This window comes from Acinetobacter chengduensis (genome assembly GCF_003664645.1).
Classification (GTDB): Bacteria; Pseudomonadota; Gammaproteobacteria; order Pseudomonadales; family Moraxellaceae; genus Acinetobacter; species Acinetobacter chengduensis.
On sequence record NZ_RCHC01000031.1, the window covers coordinates 1 to 16,245 of the forward strand.

General features: G+C 38.1%; 15 protein-coding genes. 11 read left to right on the plus strand and 4 right to left on the minus strand.

Annotation, left to right across the window (positions count from 1 at the left end):
- Positions 1 to 364: 364 nt before the first annotated feature.
- Positions 365 to 1,927, minus strand: coding sequence for a sensor domain-containing diguanylate cyclase (locus tag D9K81_RS17030; protein ID WP_121523838.1), 1,563 nt, complete (start codon positions 1,925 to 1,927; stop codon positions 365 to 367).
- 409 nt (positions 1,928 to 2,336) lie between these two features.
- Between D9K81_RS17030 and D9K81_RS17035 the strand changes: the two genes are divergently transcribed.
- From D9K81_RS17035 to D9K81_RS17045, 3 genes are all read left to right on the plus strand, one after another.
- Positions 2,337 to 2,534 (plus strand): hypothetical protein, encoded by a 198-nt coding sequence (locus tag D9K81_RS17035; RefSeq protein ID WP_120376075.1) that lies wholly within the window; start codon positions 2,337 to 2,339, stop codon positions 2,532 to 2,534.
- A gap of 153 nt (positions 2,535 to 2,687) precedes the next feature.
- A complete protein-coding gene (locus D9K81_RS17040) occupies positions 2,688 to 2,867 on the plus strand; it encodes an N-acetylmuramidase domain-containing protein (protein WP_228199862.1) in 180 nt (59 codons plus the stop codon).
- Between the two features lie 459 nt (positions 2,868 to 3,326).
- Positions 3,327 to 3,830, plus strand: coding sequence for a cytochrome b (locus tag D9K81_RS17045; protein ID WP_171406967.1), 504 nt, complete (start codon positions 3,327 to 3,329; stop codon positions 3,828 to 3,830).
- Positions 3,831 to 4,341: 511 nt separating this feature from the next.
- Here the strand turns inward: D9K81_RS17045 and D9K81_RS17050 are convergent.
- On the minus strand, positions 4,342 to 6,708 hold the full coding sequence (locus tag D9K81_RS17050; RefSeq protein WP_227602116.1) for a DUF1989 domain-containing protein: 2,367 nt from the start codon (positions 6,706 to 6,708) through the stop codon (positions 4,342 to 4,344).
- Between the two features lie 174 nt (positions 6,709 to 6,882).
- On the opposite strand from D9K81_RS17050, the gene D9K81_RS17055 reads away from it, so the two are divergent.
- The 8 genes from D9K81_RS17055 to D9K81_RS17090 all read left to right on the plus strand — a co-directional run bounded on the left by D9K81_RS17055 (position 6,883) and on the right by D9K81_RS17090 (position 15,137).
- The gene (locus tag D9K81_RS17055; RefSeq protein WP_227602115.1) at positions 6,883 to 8,034 is read left to right on the plus strand and encodes a sensor histidine kinase; all 1,152 of its coding nucleotides are present in this window, start codon (positions 6,883 to 6,885) and stop codon (positions 8,032 to 8,034) included.
- A gap of 80 nt (positions 8,035 to 8,114) precedes the next feature.
- The gene (locus D9K81_RS17060) at positions 8,115 to 8,813 is read left to right on the plus strand and encodes a response regulator (RefSeq protein ID WP_120376072.1); all 699 of its coding nucleotides are present in this window, start codon (positions 8,115 to 8,117) and stop codon (positions 8,811 to 8,813) included.
- 34 nt (positions 8,814 to 8,847) lie between these two features.
- Positions 8,848 to 9,633 (plus strand): PAS domain-containing protein, encoded by a 786-nt coding sequence (locus tag D9K81_RS17065; protein WP_120376071.1) that lies wholly within the window; start codon positions 8,848 to 8,850, stop codon positions 9,631 to 9,633.
- Positions 9,634 to 9,781: 148 nt separating this feature from the next.
- A complete protein-coding gene (locus D9K81_RS17070; protein ID WP_121523836.1) occupies positions 9,782 to 11,149 on the plus strand; it encodes an NAD(P)-binding domain-containing protein in 1,368 nt (455 codons plus the stop codon).
- Positions 11,150 to 11,381: 232 nt separating this feature from the next.
- Positions 11,382 to 11,915 (plus strand): dimethylamine monooxygenase subunit DmmA family protein, encoded by a 534-nt coding sequence (locus D9K81_RS17075; RefSeq protein WP_120376069.1) that lies wholly within the window; start codon positions 11,382 to 11,384, stop codon positions 11,913 to 11,915.
- A complete protein-coding gene (locus tag D9K81_RS17080; protein ID WP_120376068.1) occupies positions 11,912 to 12,856 on the plus strand; it encodes a PDR/VanB family oxidoreductase in 945 nt (314 codons plus the stop codon). Before D9K81_RS17075 ends, D9K81_RS17080 begins: the two co-directional genes overlap by 4 nt.
- Positions 12,857 to 12,919: 63 nt before the next feature.
- Positions 12,920 to 13,939, plus strand: coding sequence for a heme-dependent oxidative N-demethylase family protein (locus D9K81_RS17085; protein WP_120376067.1), 1,020 nt, complete (start codon positions 12,920 to 12,922; stop codon positions 13,937 to 13,939).
- Between the two features lie 67 nt (positions 13,940 to 14,006).
- A complete protein-coding gene (locus D9K81_RS17090) occupies positions 14,007 to 15,137 on the plus strand; it encodes an aminomethyltransferase family protein (protein ID WP_120376066.1) in 1,131 nt (376 codons plus the stop codon).
- A gap of 266 nt (positions 15,138 to 15,403) precedes the next feature.
- Here the strand turns inward: D9K81_RS17090 and D9K81_RS17095 are convergent, their stop codons facing one another.
- Together D9K81_RS17095 and D9K81_RS17100 are read right to left on the minus strand one after the other, a co-directional pair.
- On the minus strand, positions 15,404 to 15,742 hold the full coding sequence (locus tag D9K81_RS17095; protein WP_120376065.1) for a P-II family nitrogen regulator: 339 nt from the start codon (positions 15,740 to 15,742) through the stop codon (positions 15,404 to 15,406).
- Positions 15,743 to 15,896: 154 nt separating this feature from the next.
- The coding region (locus tag D9K81_RS17100) for a formyltransferase family protein (protein WP_265936184.1) at positions 15,897 to 16,245 on the minus strand (349 nt) is incomplete at its 5' end.

Sequence of the window (16,245 nt, forward strand, 5' to 3'; positions counted from 1 at the left end):
AAAATGTATGGGGAATATATAGCTAAGATGTCGTAAATATGCGCTGTTTAGAGTATTAATTTATTTCATGGATTGTGTCGTGCTTATAAATATTAAAAGTATCAGTAGATATATTAAAGGCCTTAAAATAATCTAAGCCACAGTGTACTTTTACTTAGTTATTAAAATTAGATCTTAGTGCTGAGTTTATATTTTAATTTTTAATGATAAATCTTAAGTCAAAAAATACCTTTGCTACGGTATATTATTATTGATGTTAGACCGATCTACATGAGAGTTTGATTAGGCTGAATAAATATTCGTGTTAAAATGAAAATGACCTAATTTTTTAAATAGTTAGTTTTAAACGGATGGAAATATTTATTTAGCAGACTTGATTGCGTCCTTGATTTTTTGCTTGATACAATCGATTATCAGCTATTTTAAATATTTCTTGTATATCTTTATGGTCTTCAGGATAGAAAGCAATACCAATAGAAATCGTCACATTAGGCATATTATCAGAGTGTAAATTTTCCATTCTTTTACGAAGTCTTTCAGCAGCTTTATAAACTGAGTGCGCTTCAGCACCATGAACAAGAACCACAAACTCTTCACCACCTAATCGACAACAGACATCATTTTCGCGGAAGTTTTGTTTAATTTGTTGTGCGAGTGAGATTAAAACAGCATCACCTTGGTTATGGCCGTATGTATCATTTACTTGCTTAAAATGGTCCACATCTATCATTAATAATGCAAACTCACTATTCATTTTTTTTAATTCACTAATAAATAAGTCCATGCCTCGACGGTTAAATAACCCTGTGAGTGGATCAGTATTGATATGCTGATTTAACTCACTAATTTTATCTTTGAACTTTTTAGAGCTAAAAAGAAGTGCCGTACGGAAACGTAAAACCTCAAAATACCATGGATTTATTTCGCGGATTTTATCATCGGTTTCTGGCTGATTTAAAATGCCAGCCATTTGTGCAAGGCTATGTAAAGGTGAGGAAATATAATGAGTTATTTTCCAAATAATTAAAAAAATGAGTAAATAAAATATAAAAATTCCAATCGCCGCTTTAAGTAGAATACTATTAACTTGTTCTAGAAGTTCTTCGGTAGGCTGTTGAGAAACGACAAGCCAGTTCACACTTGGAATATGAGAAAAACCAGCAAGATTGTCTACACCTTGACTATTAACTAAATGAGTTGAGCCATTTTTATGCTCTTTCATATAGCTCAAACCCGTATTTCCTATAATTTTTTGGCCAATACGAGTAGGATCTGGATGGAAAATTATACGATTATCTTGATCGACTACATACATATAGCTTTTTTTATAATCATAAGAACCGGATAAAAGCTGATTAATCAAATTTTTACGTTGTAAATGAATTGAGCCAGTGATCATGCCAAAGTAGTTTTTGTGTTGATCAAAAATAGGCTGGGTCATTAATACAATAAGATTATTTGATATTGCTAAATAAGGTGGAGAAATATAAGTTTTCTTGAGCTTTAAAGACTGTTCAATGCCAACTGTTCGATGGCTGATATTGGTATTAAATTTTAAATGATGAGGCTCAAAATGTTTAATCAAAGCATTTTTATCGATTACTGAAACTGTATTGAAATTATTAGATTGATATTTAAGTCGATGTAATTCACTTTGGATAATCTTCTGATTTGAAACGTTTTTCCCGATAATATTTGCACTATAATTTAATTCTTGTAGCATATTTTTTAAGTATTGATCGGCACTGATCGCGACTTTTGAAGCATACTTTTGATTTGTTAAAAGCGAATTTTCTATTAATTGTTTTTTAATTACATAATTCACAATGCAAATTGATGCGATAAAAAGACATGAAACACAGATGATATTAAGGATCAAAATCAGTTTTTGTAGATCTAATTTTAAAAATGATGGAATCTTTTTCAACACCCGTCATATCCTGTGATTAAGTAGGGTTATCTTATTGTATTTTTTATGCTCACACCATTAATTTATGAAGTAGATCACATTTTATTCATCATTTGTTTCTTTTTTGTATTTTATCAATGTCATCGCGCTATAGCGGATTTAAATTTTTAAAATGAAAATATCAGTAAATTCTCTAGCAACCATGTGTAATGAATGCCTACTTAGTCTGTTTTCTCTTGAAATGTAAATTAATTTTCATAGATAGGGTATTCGGAAACATACATCTTATTTTTAATAGCTGACATACTGTGAAGGTGATATTAGTTACTATTATTTTATTTATTGTTAATTAAGTCTCATTTAAGGCGCTGAGTGTTTACTATGTATCTATGGTATATGCGCTTTGCTAATGATAGAGGTAGTTAATATGAATACTATTTTATGGGATGAAGAAAGTATTTTTCCTGAAAAAATTGAAGCATTTAAGATATTTTTAAGAAAATACCTTAAGTTAAATAATTGTACGAGTCTTTTAGAGAATAAACCTTTTCATTATGATCCTGAAAATGATGTGTTTTTGAATTCAGATATTCAAGAATATTATCATCTTTGGTCGATGGCTTAATATTCTTACATAACTCATTTTTGTAGGTATATAGTTTTACGAATTATCAAAAGAGTCGGCCAGCTAGGGTATTAGTAGATTTTGAATTATAACTCAGAGCCATTATGTTCTGTATCTTTTCGATTATTTATTAATTTATAACACTGCAATCTTATAAATGCATTCTATGTACCGTTATATCAAAGTGAATGGCTTAGTAAATGTACTTATAATAAAGACTGGAAGTCCTTTACACGTGGTTATAACGGTAGTACTGATGTAAAGAAAAGCTATAATGTGAAATTAGAGCCAATGCGTATAAAAAGTCATCATAACTGGTGGAGTGGAAAATAAGATTGATTATTGCAAAATACGATAATTGATATGCATGTGATCAACCACTTTCGAATTATAAAAGCAAAGAATAGCCTAAAGGAGATGGTGGTCCGCTTTAGCTTTGTTGATGGAGTAACATGGATTAGAATAATCTGATTTACTAGAAGTTACGCCCAATCTGTCATTTCAGAAATTTGAAGTGGTAAATGTCAATTGAATATCGGTGATATCAATGTGCTATCGGAGCATTTTGATGTGTCTGCAGATATGGTTTCTAAATAGAGTGCTGTGAGGCGCTTTATTTGTTTTAGAACTTACTATGTTTTGAAACATTTTTCTTTTACCAATTATTATGTTTGTAGTTATATAAAAGGTAGGGGTTTTTATATTATTTTTGGCTGTATTCGCTTCTTAATATTTAATCGTAGCTTAAGTTTTTTATTATATTTTATGATGACTACTTCGGACGGAATAGAAATGATGACGGCAAGTGAAAAATATCCAAAAATAATGATATATGCACATTGGCTAACTCTAGTTTTTGTATTAATTGCTTATTTTACCAGCGAAGCTCATATTGAAGATAGCTTGGGTGGCCAAGTACATGTGATTGCTGGAGGACTGGTTTTTATATTTTTCTATGTTCGTCTTATTTTATTGATGTGGTTTAAAGCGCAGATTCCTACAGTTTCATACATATCTGAACTGCAAAAAACTGCTTTCACCTTAATGAAGGGGGCTTTATATACTGGCTTGTTTGTTGTCCCTGTATTAGGTTGGTTTACTTTTGCTTCAACGCATGAGTCTTTTGATTTATTGGGAATCGAGTTACCTAAAGTGCTTTTTATACCTAATGTCAATTTTGGTGAGATCCATCCAATCATTGCAAACATTTTTATGACTTTGATTGGTTTACATGCATTGGCTGCATTGGTGCATCATTTTATCTTGAAAGATGGCATTTTAAAGAGCATGAAATAGTTGGATAAATAACAATCTATTGCTTAATTTAATGAAGTCTTTTTTATATTTTTCACATCATAAATTTGCGCATTTTTATTCGTATCTGTCACAAGGCACATAGACTTTAAACAGAGATTGGTTAGGAAAAGCTTTTAATCAGATTTTTGGTCTTTGACTTCAACCGAATTATATTTATTATGGGAATTGCATAGCTACCAAAATTTTAGACGAACATCATCATTTTTGATGGACCTTTTCATAATCTAATAGAGAACGCTGACCATTTAAATAATGTCTGTGTTTTGAATTATAAAACAGCTCAATATATTCAAAGATATTAGGACTAGAACTTTATGTTTTGTGTGGCCACTCAACTGATAGCTCTAGTCCTCTTATTTTCAAGTCATTTTCTTATCCGCGATTCGGGTTTATTAGTGCAATGAACAGAATCAATTATGATCAAAATCATGGCTTAGTCTCAAGATGAATGGTCTCGTTTGCTTAAACAAGATTCGGGTTAATTACGGAATTAACTTCTTACCCGTGTCCGCTCAGGATCGTAAAAAGGTAAGCTGACTACTTTAGCCTTAAGTCTTTTTTTGAGCCCATCCAGCTGACCAACTTCAATCTCAGTGCCAATCGCTGTATAGGGTGGAGATAGACGGCAGAGTGCAATTTGTTTGCATAATAGTGGCGAGTTTGATGCACTAGTTACAACACCTACAGGAAAACGTCCCACGTAGATTGGGTCTCCATGCTGCGCAGTTTCATTGCCTTCTAAAATTAATCCCATTAATTTCTGGCGACTTTCTGGCGCTTGCTTTTGCATAGCCTCTTTACCCATAAAATTTTCTTCTTTGGTTTTCATTGCAACTGTAAAACCAATTCCAGCTTCATAAGGATTTGTTTCTGCACTGAATTCATGCTGTGCAAAAATCAGCCCTGCTTCAATTCTAAGCATATCTAATGCATCAAAGCCTAAAGGGGCAATCTCATATTGTTGTCCTGCTTGCCAAATTGCATCCCAAACTGATTGGGCATGATCTGGGTGGCACCAGACTTCATAGCCAAGCTCCCCAGTATAACCAGTACGCGATACCATCAGAGGAATGCCTTCTGGGCCACCGAGTTTAGCCAGCGTAAAATGAAACCATGCCAGTTTTTCGATAGTGGGTTGATGCTCTGGTGTCCATATTAATTGCTGTAATAATGCACGGCTATTAGGGCCTTGGATTGCGACATTATCAATATGTGGAGAAGAATTGCGTATGCTGACCTTATAGCCAAATTGATGCGCCAATTGTTTGAGCCACGTGCCTGAGTATTCATCGCCACAAACCCAGCGGAAATTATTTTCGCCCATTCGAAAAATAGTGCCATCATCCACCATACCGCCAGTATCTAAGCAAGATGCTGAGTAGGCAATTTCACCCACTGCCAATTTTCGTATATTACGAGTGAGTGCGTATTGCATAAATGCTTCTGCATCTGGTCCAGTAATTTCAAACTTACGTAAGGCGCTTAAATCAATCATTGCGACACGTTCACGGCAAGCTAAATATTCTGCCTTTGCACCCCAGCCATCATACTCATTGGCAATCCAATAACCATGATATTCACTAATCTTAGAAGTTAAGCTTTTTATGCGGTTAAAAAAACCTGATGATTGAGTCATGCGCGGTTGCTCCTCAGGGTCTAGGCGATAGTGTTGTGAACGGGGGAAATTTTCAAATTCATCATAAATACGGACAAAAATATCGGTAGGCACCCAGCCATTAGATGGATCAATATCATCTGGACAAGCAGAAGATGCACATAGGAGATCGCGCTTTGCGCGAAGCAGGACATAATCGCCAGGTTTAGACCATGGTTCTGCCATGCGAATCTCACCGCACGGCTCGGCAAAAGTATTGTAAAAAAAGTTAATAGCAGGCCAAGTAGAACGACTGGCTATACCGTAGGGCTTGAGCACTTGATTAAAATTTTCACTACATGAGATATGACCAAAATAGCCTGAATCATTATAAAACTTTGGGCTACAGGCATTTAAAAACATATCATGACGTCCAACGGTATCCTGCACTATTTCTGCTAATACGGTTGAATCTGCACCATAAAATTTAGAATGTAGCCCTGGCGATGGCATGCTATGGCCTAGTATGGTACGGGTTGCTGCCGCATCTAAGCCAAGCTCTTGTCCATTGTTTAAAGCCTGCTCGTCAAATGCTAAAAAGTCTGAACATTGCTTACCTGATAGATCAATAATTTGAATCCATTGACCTGCTTTAACGTTGTAAGTGCGTGCTGAAGCGCGAGGAATCAATATTTCCTGTACTGGTTTTGCCAAAGGATCGGGTAGATAGTGTTTAAGTGGCTGTGCCTTGAGAATTGTTATCGGAATTTCTACGATGCAGTGTTGTTGGGTGATATCCATATCTACGCCAGTATTCATCACTAAAATATTTAAAGTTGCCGTAGCTCTAAATAGATGAGTACCGTATTGGGCTAGCGTAAGCGTGTTTCTAAGATCATCTTCATCTATGCCATATTGAGCCAGTTGCCGTTTTAATTGCAAAGATGATGATGTCTGTTGCGCCAATTGTGCGCGGGTATTGGAGGCATTATTGAAAAATAAGCCCTGTTGTCCTGATGTTAAGTTTTGGCTGAGCAATTCAGGCTGAAGTTTGTGTTCAGTATTAAAAATAAGAAGCTCAATGCTTTGATGCTCATCTAATTCCAACTGAATTTGATCATCTATCTCTAAATGGAAGAGCTGAATATTTTGCGCATCACATCTCAAGTGCAGATTATGTATAAGCGACTGCAAATGAATATAGTCCTCTAAAGTATTTTCAGAGTGTGTATTTTCCAAAGGCAGTGTAAGTGTTCCCATCATTTGACCCGCTGCTCAAGTTGAAATTATATGTATTTCAACGTGTATAAACAGATTCAGCAATTTCTCTAGAGAGATACTCAGAACAGGGTATTTGCTAAATTGGCATGAATTCTGCTCAAATATTTTAACTGTGAGGAATATTTGATCATTATGGTGCACTGACTGAGCGAAGCGATGAATCAAGGTAAATTGAGAACGGAATATGCCCTCAAACAGGTGCATGCTAATGATGAGATAACAGACCTACATTTGCGACTTAAACGTAGCGAATTAGCTCAATTCTACTTGCAAACACGTTTAAATTTATTGCAGGTGCAAGATTTGCATACAGAGCTACCAGAATTTCTCATCACCTTAAAACAGCAATTTCCTTTGCATATCATGCCTGAATATTGTCTGGTGCTTTGTTATCCATTCACGCAAGAATTTTTTATGTTTCATACACTCAATGAAGCTTTAGCATCAAATGATTTAAGGCTTTTACAAGAGCAGTTGTTATCACGTTCAGTCGAAATATTATCCCAACAAGATTCTCATCTTCGACTATCTCCCCATGAATGCCAAGTGCTATTTCAAGGTCGAAATTTTGCGGTGTGGAGAGTCTATTTAAATTACGCTGTAGAGCAGGCGCCAGAGCCTGAAATTTTGCATCAGATGGATGAACAGATAGCTTATGGTTTTGCACAAAAAGCTCAGCAATTGGACAATATTCAAAATATTTTGCAACAAGAACGACGAGATTTTTCGGCAGAACTGCATGACAGTATTGCACAAATTATTGGCTTTTTAAGGCTAAAGTCTGCTCAGCTAAACCAGCAGTGTCGTCATAACATCGCTTACAACCCATTGCTTGAACAGACTGAAGAAATTGCATCGTATACGCACTATGCCTACCAACAAGTACGAGAATTGATTACGGCGTCTAGATTGACGTATCAAGAGCTGGATTTTCCGGCAGCGCTCAAAAAAATCATTCAAGAATTTGAGCATCAATCGAGTATTGCCTTTGAGTTAGATAACCGCGTTCCACAACTGAAAATTAGTGCTAAACAGTCCGTTCAACTGCTCTACATCATTCGTGAAAGTTTGAGCAATATTGTGCGTCATGCACATGCGAGTAAAGCAAGCATTTCACTCAAGCAGTCACAGCAACAGCTGTTTATACAAATAGATGATGATGGACGTGGAATTCAGGAGGGCTTAAAGAGGCAAGACAGCTTTGGTATGGAAATTATGCGCGAACGCGCAGAACGAATTGGCGCGGTTTTAAGTATTGAGGCAAATACGGCTAAAGGGACAACTGTAAAGCTTACTTTAGAAATTTAACTAGGACATACACAGAAACTGAAATGTATCGTCGTTAAAAATCAAATGCTGTGTGTTTGCATATAAAAAGAGGAAATAACATGAACAAATTTGCAGTCAGTATTGTGGATGACCATGCGCTATTTAGGCGCGGTGTTGCGGATATTATTCGACAATCTGGTCAGTTTAAAATGAATAAAGAATATGCTTGTGGTTTAGATTTTTTATCAGAATGGCATTGTGATGAAATTGATATTTTATTACTCGATGTACAAATGCCAGAAATTTCCGGCATAGAAGTACTGAAGCAAATTCGGGAACTAGAAGCACCCTTTAAAGTCATTATTTTATCTGCCAGTTTAGAAGATGAAATTGTACTGGATGCTATTCGTTATGGTGCGCATGGCTTTTTACCCAAAGATACTTTGCCAGAAGATATTTTAATGAAATTAAATCAAGTCATGCAGGGGGAGACAGTACTGCATGCAAACGGCATTCAAATTTTGGCTGAACAGTTAAGACATTCGTCACTTTCAGGCAGACTCGCTTTAAAGCAAGCGTTAGTACCATTAGAACAACAGCAATTGCTTTCAGAAATGACACAGCGCGAACAAGAAACTTTAAGGCTGATTGCGAAAGGATTAAATAATAAATTGATTGCCCGTGAGCTGGGAATCAGTGATGGAACGGTGAAAGTATATGTGAAAAATCTGCTACGAAAATTAAACGTGCATTCACGTTTAGAGCTCTCCGTTTGGGTACATCGGCACTTAAGCAGTACTCATTTTGATATTCATTAGGCTAGAATTTTGAGGTCTTGATGTAGGAGATACAATGCCACAATTGTTTAAGTTAGATGAAACTCATTCTGCTAACGATTTACAGCGGTTCTGGTCGAGTGCATTTGATCAGTTTGAGGATGCTGTATTGCTGTTGGACAAAAATGCCAAAATCCAGCGCAGTAATTTGGCATGGCAAAGTTTAGTCAAAAAACAGGATCATCAAAAACAATCTGAGCTGTCTCAGCGCGAGTCTTTCAAAGCATGGCTGTATCAGGACGATATTATTAGATTCCAGCGTGTGCTGATGTGCCAAATACCACAAAGATTAGTACTACGATTGCTGGTGCCTGAGCAACCCTTGGTTTGGTTGAGTTTAAGTTTGCAACCACTTTTTTTAGATGCTTCACAAAATATACTCATTGGCTGGTGCATGATTGTTTCTGAACAGACGATACAGATTCAGAAGCAGGAGCGGGTCGATGCTTCACAGCGCAGTTTAAATGATTTGTTGTCAAGAGTTCCTGTGATGCTCTACCGCTCGCGCAATGACAGTAATTGGACCATGGATTATGTGAGTAGCGGTTGCGAAAAGCTGACGGGCTATAGTGGTTCTCATTTCATCAATACGCCCTTATATGGTCAGTTGATTCATGTTGATGATCAGCAATATGTTTGGGACAGTATTCAATTTGCTTTGCAAAATCATTGTATCTTTAATTTACACTATCGGCTGATCAGGGCAGATCAAAACATACAATATGTACGTGAAGTCGGTCAGGGACTGTATTCACAAAGTGATATGGTACTTGGAGTAGAGGGTGCTGTATTTACGGACTAAGCTATTTATCTCAATTTAATTTTGACATGGCTCTTCTTTTTATCTCCTAATACATACCCCATCAGAGGAATTCCTAAATTAAATTCGCCTGTCTAAGGTAATTGCATCACGGCAGTTTTGTTTTATACAAATCACATGGAGATTTACCATGACACGAGTTGCAATTATTGGGGCAGGACCAAGCTGTATGGCGCAGTTGCGTGCATTTCAATCTGCTCAAAGCAAAGGCATTGATATTCCAGAGTTGGTCTGTTTTGAAAAGCAGTCAGATTGGGGCGGGCAATGGAACTATACATGGCACACGGGAACAGATGAACATGGCGAGCCAGTTCACAGTAGCATGTACCGATATTTGTGGTCCAATGGCCCTAAAGAATGCTTAGAATTTGCAGATTATACTTTTGATGAGCACTTTGGCAGGCCTATCGGTTCTTATCCGCCACGGGCTGTGTTGTGGGACTATATTAAAGGGCGGGTTGAAAAAGCTGATGTACGGCGCTATGTCCGTTTTAATACCGCTGTGCGTAATGTACAGTTTGATCATCAAAGCAAGCAATTTTCAGTGACGGTGCATGACCATGTAGCCGATGAAGTATATAGCGAAGTGTTTGATTATGTTGTGGTGGCTTCAGGGCATTTTTCTACCCCCAAAATTCCAGAATATGCGGGTTTTGAACACTTTGGTGGGCGGATTTTACATGCGCATGATTTTCGTGATGCCTTGGAATTCAAGGATAAAAATATATTGCTGGTGGGAAGCAGTTATTCTGCGGAAGATATTGGTTCACAGTGCTATAAGTATGGTGCAAAGCAAATTATTAGCTGTTACCGCAGTGCGCCAATGGGTTATCACTGGCCAGAAAATTGGTCTGAGCGTCCGCAGTTGTTGCGTGTCGATCAAAGCCATGCATATTTTGCAGACGGTAGCTCTGCACCAATTGATGCCATTATTTTATGTACAGGCTATCTGCACAGCTTTCCATTTATGCAGGAAGATTTACGTTTAAAAACCAATAATATTTTATATCCGCAACATTTATATCAAGGTGTAGTTTGGGAAACGAATCCGCAGCTGTTTTATTTAGGAATGCAAGATCAGTGGTATTCCTTCAATATGTTCGATGCACAGGCGTGGTATGCACGTGATGTAATGCTCAAAACCATTCAATTACCTGATTTAGCCGAAATGCAAGCAGATACACAGACTTGGCATGAAGAAGAAAAAACACTGGAAGATGCGGCGGCCATGTTCAAGTTTCAGGGCGACTATATTATGCGACTCATCGATCAGACAGATTACCCGAGTTTTGACATTGAGGCTGTGCGCTTGACTTTTTTGGAATGGAAAAAGCACAAAAAAGAAAACATTATGGCCTTTCGTGATCAGACCTATCGTTCACTGATGACAGGCACAATGGCTGCACCGCACCATACGCCGTGGATTGATGCCTTAGATGACTCTTTGGAGGCATATTTACAAACGGATGAAGAATGTTTGCGACAAAAGGCAGGTTAGGCTGCATGACTAAATAAGTACGCCAATTAAATTATTCCTAAAATAATCAGATTTTCATTACGAGTTTTCTATGGTGCAGCTGAAATATCAGTTGCATTTTTTTATTTTGTATATAGGGCTCAGCGCTAAACCCAGTCATTACCCCTTATTGAGTATGATTTTAAGGGAATGGCAGTACTGAATAAAAAGCTTTAAATATTAGCTTAAGTTGTTTTTAAAAGAGGCTCAACCCATGATGGAAGCCATGAACAGTACGCCTAAATATCAACATATCGAAGCACTGCATAGCAAGGCCACTAAGTATTTATTGCTAATGCAGCATACCAATAACTTAATAGAACAGCAGTTGGCTGAAAGTCTATTACCTCATCAGCAAATGAAAGTCATCAGTTTAACTGCACCGCATGATGATGCTTTGGCACAGTTACTCAATAGTATTACAGATGAGCTTAAGCAGCTAAAAGCGGGCATTCATACTGTTATTTACGGCGATGAATCTTTTTTATGGATGGTACAGCAATGTGTTGTGCAAATTGGCTGTTTAAAAGAAGAGATAAGCTTAGTTCTCGATGGATCTGTGCAGCCAAAGATTAAAAATATTTATTGCGTGCATTGTGGGCATTTACAGAAAACAGTTGCTGATGATTATTGTGCTTGCGAGCATTGTCATGTGGAACTGATGATCCGTAGCCACTTCTCGGAACGTTTGGGTGCTTATATGGGCGTATGTGCCAATGTACACCAGTCAGTTGGAGCTAAAGTATGAGCCAAACTGTAGCTGTCTGTGTCACTAAAATTAATCAAGTGACCCCCATGATTCGTGAATTTACTTTTGAGGCAATTGATCAGCCCCTGAAGCCTTTTTCTTCGGGCAGTCATGTGGTGGTGCAATTGCCCTTACATGATCGAGTCATTCGTAATGCTTATTCATTACTCAATGATCCTTATGAACAGCATCAATATCAAATTGCGGTAAGGCTGCAAGAAAACTCACGTGGTGGTTCTAAATATCTGCATGAGCAAATTCAGGTAGGCGATACCTTGCAGATTTCATCGCCTTTAAACTTATTTTCACTGCATTCGCAAGCCCGGCACCACGTATTTATAGCGGGTGGAATTGGTATTACACCATTTTTATCGCACATGAAATATCTATTGCATAAGGGACATAGCTTTGAGTTGCACTATGCCTGCCGTGATGGGATCAGTAATGCGTATGAAAATATGTTGCAACAACTTTTCCATGAGCATGTGCATATCTATTCAGAAAAAACGCAACAGCGTTTGGATATACAAGCATTGCTCTCTCAGCAAGCTTTGAGTAGCCATGTGTATATCTGTGGACCAGAGCGACTTATAGATGCCGTGCTTTATAGCGCTGAACATTTGGGCTGGTCTCAGCAACGTGTACATTGGGAAGCATTTAGCTCGCCTGCAACTGGTGTGGCTTTTGATGCCATCCTGACTAAATCTCAGCGCAAAATTCATGTGCCTAGTGATTTCAGTCTATTGGAAGCACTGGAACAAGCGGGTTTAGCAGTTCCTAATTTATGCCGTGGAGGCGTTTGTGGTCAGTGTGTGACGGCATATAGTCAAGGCCAAGTCGAGCATCTCGATCATTACTTAACAGTACAAGAGCAAGCATTTCAACTCATGCCATGTGTATCACGTGCCCAGCAGGGACATTGTCTGCATTTAGAGCTTTAGTTGTTTAAAAGTAATTTAAAAATAAATGTTTAAAAGCTTTACAAAATACCTTGGGAGACTCAGATGACTGTTCAATTTAACCCCAATGAAAATATGCATGATCAATTTCATTATCAAAACAGTGAAGAGGCGATTGCACGATTTCCTTTTCCTTTCCCAGAAGACAGTTATATGTATTCGGTCAATATTGAGCCAGCCAGCTCTAAGCCAAATACAATTTTTGAGCATTGGTTTGACGTTGATGAACATTATGTCACCGAGATGAATGAGCGACGTTTGATACTGGAGAAAGATCCAAAGCGTTGCATTGTTATGCCACACATGCGCCAAGCGAGCTGGGATTTTCTTGAAATGGTGATGTTGCACTATTCAGAAAATTATCCTGAGCATTTTCAGTTGCAACGTGATGGGCTGAATTGGCATTGGATTAATCAGCCATTAAATATTGACGTGCATTTTATTTTTGGCGATGCAGAAAGTTTAGATATTGATCCTTTTGAGTTTATTAGCCGTCAGTTTCAGGGCGATGTGGCTTTGCTTGACCAGCGAGATGGAGACCTTTTCATGGATGCAGGCATGATTACTGGCCCCGCTGACTGGTCATTAAATTTTGATGCAGGCATGAGCTTTAAACAGTGGCATGCACCGGTTCCACAGCTTGCGCATAATTTGGGTGTCTTTGAACGCGCTTTAAAGTTTTTGCTGAATATTCAGGTTGGGCAACCGTACCGCCGTTTAAATTGGACTATGACCATTAATCCGCGCATGGATACATCCTCAGAAACTTATCATTTGTGGGGTCATGAACGGGCGATGGTGACTACTGAAAATGCAGGTGAAATGGTGCATTTACGCGTAGAGCTACAGATGATGCCAAGGCTAGCAATAAGCAATGCACTACTGTTCAGTATCCGCACTTATCTAATTAGTTTAAATGACCTATGCCGAAACCCTGCTTGGGCCAAACGTCTACATCGAGTCATTCGGGATTTACCTGATCCTATAGCCGAATATAAAGGCATTAATGAATATCGCGAACCCTTGGTGCAGTGGCTGAGTCAATTTGATCAGCCAGAAGCATAAATACCTATCTTCTAATGATTTTTTAATACTCATCTTCATACAATAGATACACAATAAGGAAATACTTATGGCAAATTCTTGGCGCATTTCAGCTCTTTCAAATATACACCGACAGCTCGGATCGAAGCTTGAGGATTGGAATGGCATGGGTACTGCGTGGACTTATGATTCAGATATTGCGGATCACTATACAGCTATCCGAACCAAAGCAGGCTTGATGGATGTCTCTGGTTTAAAAAAAGTGCATTATGTAGGGCCACATGCCGAGAGCCTGTTGGAATATGCTACGACTCGGGATATTTCTAAACTTTATCCAGGCAAATCTGTCTATGCGACCATGCTCAATGAACAAGGTAAATTTGTCGATGACTGCGTTATTTATAGAACAGGTCCTAATGCATTTATGGTGGTGCATGGCACAGGTATTGGCCATGAAATGTTGGTGCGATCAGCAGTTGGAAGGCAAGTCGCAATATTATTTGATGATGATTTGCATGATTTATCACTGCAAGGGCCAATGGCCGTGGATTATTTAGCAGAGCATGTGGCTGGTATTCGTGATTTACCTTATTTTCATCATATACAGACCAAATTATTTGGTGCACCCGTCATGATTTCCCGTACAGGTTATACTGGTGAACGTGGCTATGAAATTTTCTGTAAAGCAGCTGATGCCCCTATGATTTGGGAGACTATTTTATCGACTGGTACGGAGTACGGCATTATTCCGTGTTCATTTACCACTTTGGATTGGTTGCGTACAGAAAGTTACTTACTTTTCTTCCCTTACGATAATTCTGAATACTTTGCATTTGAAAATGATGTCAGTGGCGATACGCTTTGGGAACTGGGCCTAGACTTTACCGTATCGCCAAGTAAAGGCGAATTTCGCGGTTGTTATGAACACCGCCGCTTAAAAGATAAAGAGCGCTTTAAAATATTTGGCGTATTGTTGGAAGGCACACAAGCCCCTGAAATGGGTGATACCTTGTGGGATGGTGATCAGCAGGTGGGTGTGATCACTTGCGGTATGCATTCGCCACTAGTGCATAAAACCATGGCTATTGCACGTTTAGATGTGCCTTATGCGGTACATGGCAAAAAGCTGCAAGTCAAAGGCAGTCTAGACGTGAATGCCACTGCGCATACTATGCCATTTGATGACCCAGATAAGTTAAAGCGCACAGCAAAAGGTTAAGTCTAAAACCAGCGCCGTATAACGAAAATTAAAACCTGCAACATTGCAGGTTTTTTACTATTGTTAGATTATTTTTCATTAGCTATTTAAAGCATTCATTTGAATGTTTTGTATTTATATAGCCGACTATAGATGTTGTTTTGAGTGTGTCTGTTGTGCGAATCATTAAATTAAAATTGAAGTAAAAAAGCCATTTCTAGGAATGGCTTTTGATGAGTTTAGGCATCGTTTTGACATTTAGAATTTTGCTATATAAAAGAAAATGGCTAAATCGCGTCAGTTCCAGTTTCACCAGTACGGATACGAATGACTTGTTCCAGAGGACTGACAAAGATTTTACCGTCTCCAATTTTTCCTGTAGCTGCAAATTGAGTAATAATTTCGATGGCTTGATCGACTTGCTTTTCATGAATCGCAATTTCTAGCTTTACTTTAGGTAGAAATTCCACATTATATTCTGCGCCTCGGTACATTTCGGTATGGCCTTTTTGACGGCCAGCCCCTTTTACTTCAGTCACTGTCATGCCATGAATGCCTTGAGCATTGAGCGCTTCACGAACCTCTTCTAGCTTAAATGGTTTAATAACTGCAGTAATTAATTTCATACGACCCCTCATTTATTAATTATTTCTTAGTGTGTTTAGATTCAGCATTATTCTCTTTATAAGTAGCAAGAATAATGCCTCTTTTTTAATCGGAATAAGCTTGCTTTAAAATAGTTTAATCATGTTTAGGCAAGAGTCATCATTTACAATGCTTTTACTTGAACACCACTGTACGGTCATCATTAAGGAAAACACGGTGCTCGACAAAGTATTTCACGGCTTTAGACAACGCGACAGTTTCAGTGTCACGGCCGACAGACACCAAATCATCTGGTAGATAAGCATGATCGACACGCTGCACTTCCTGCTCAATGATTGGGCCTTCATCTAAATCACCTGTGACAAAATGCGCGGTTGCACCAATCAGTTTTACGCCACGCTCAAAGGCTTGATGATATGGTTTTGCACCTTTAAAGCCAGGTAAAAATGAGTGGTGAATGTTGATGGCACGTCCAGCAAGTTGCTTGCAGAGATTATCGGACAGAATTTGCATATAACGCGCC

Bases quoted from the DNA above. Each gene is read 5' to 3' on its own strand.
- D9K81_RS17035 (WP_120376075.1), top strand. From the start codon at position 2,337: ATGAATACTATTTTATGGGATGAAGAAAGTATTTTTCCTGAAAAAATT.
- D9K81_RS17045 (WP_171406967.1), top strand. From the start codon at position 3,327: ATGATGACGGCAAGTGAAAAATATCCAAAAATAATGATATATGCACAT.
- D9K81_RS17050 (WP_227602116.1), bottom strand. From the start codon at position 6,708: ATGATGGGAACACTTACACTGCCTTTGGAAAATACACACTCTGAAAAT.
- D9K81_RS17055 (WP_227602115.1), top strand. From the start codon at position 6,883: ATGAATCAAGGTAAATTGAGAACGGAATATGCCCTCAAACAGGTGCAT.
- D9K81_RS17060 (WP_120376072.1), top strand. From the start codon at position 8,115: ATGAACAAATTTGCAGTCAGTATTGTGGATGACCATGCGCTATTTAGG.
- D9K81_RS17065 (WP_120376071.1), top strand. From the start codon at position 8,848: ATGCCACAATTGTTTAAGTTAGATGAAACTCATTCTGCTAACGATTTA.
- D9K81_RS17070 (WP_121523836.1), top strand. From the start codon at position 9,782: ATGACACGAGTTGCAATTATTGGGGCAGGACCAAGCTGTATGGCGCAG.
- D9K81_RS17075 (WP_120376069.1), top strand. From the start codon at position 11,382: ATGATGGAAGCCATGAACAGTACGCCTAAATATCAACATATCGAAGCA.
- D9K81_RS17080 (WP_120376068.1), top strand. From the start codon at position 11,912: ATGAGCCAAACTGTAGCTGTCTGTGTCACTAAAATTAATCAAGTGACC.
- D9K81_RS17085 (WP_120376067.1), top strand. From the start codon at position 12,920: ATGACTGTTCAATTTAACCCCAATGAAAATATGCATGATCAATTTCAT.
- D9K81_RS17090 (WP_120376066.1), top strand. From the start codon at position 14,007: ATGGCAAATTCTTGGCGCATTTCAGCTCTTTCAAATATACACCGACAG.
- D9K81_RS17095 (WP_120376065.1), bottom strand. From the start codon at position 15,742: ATGAAATTAATTACTGCAGTTATTAAACCATTTAAGCTAGAAGAGGTT.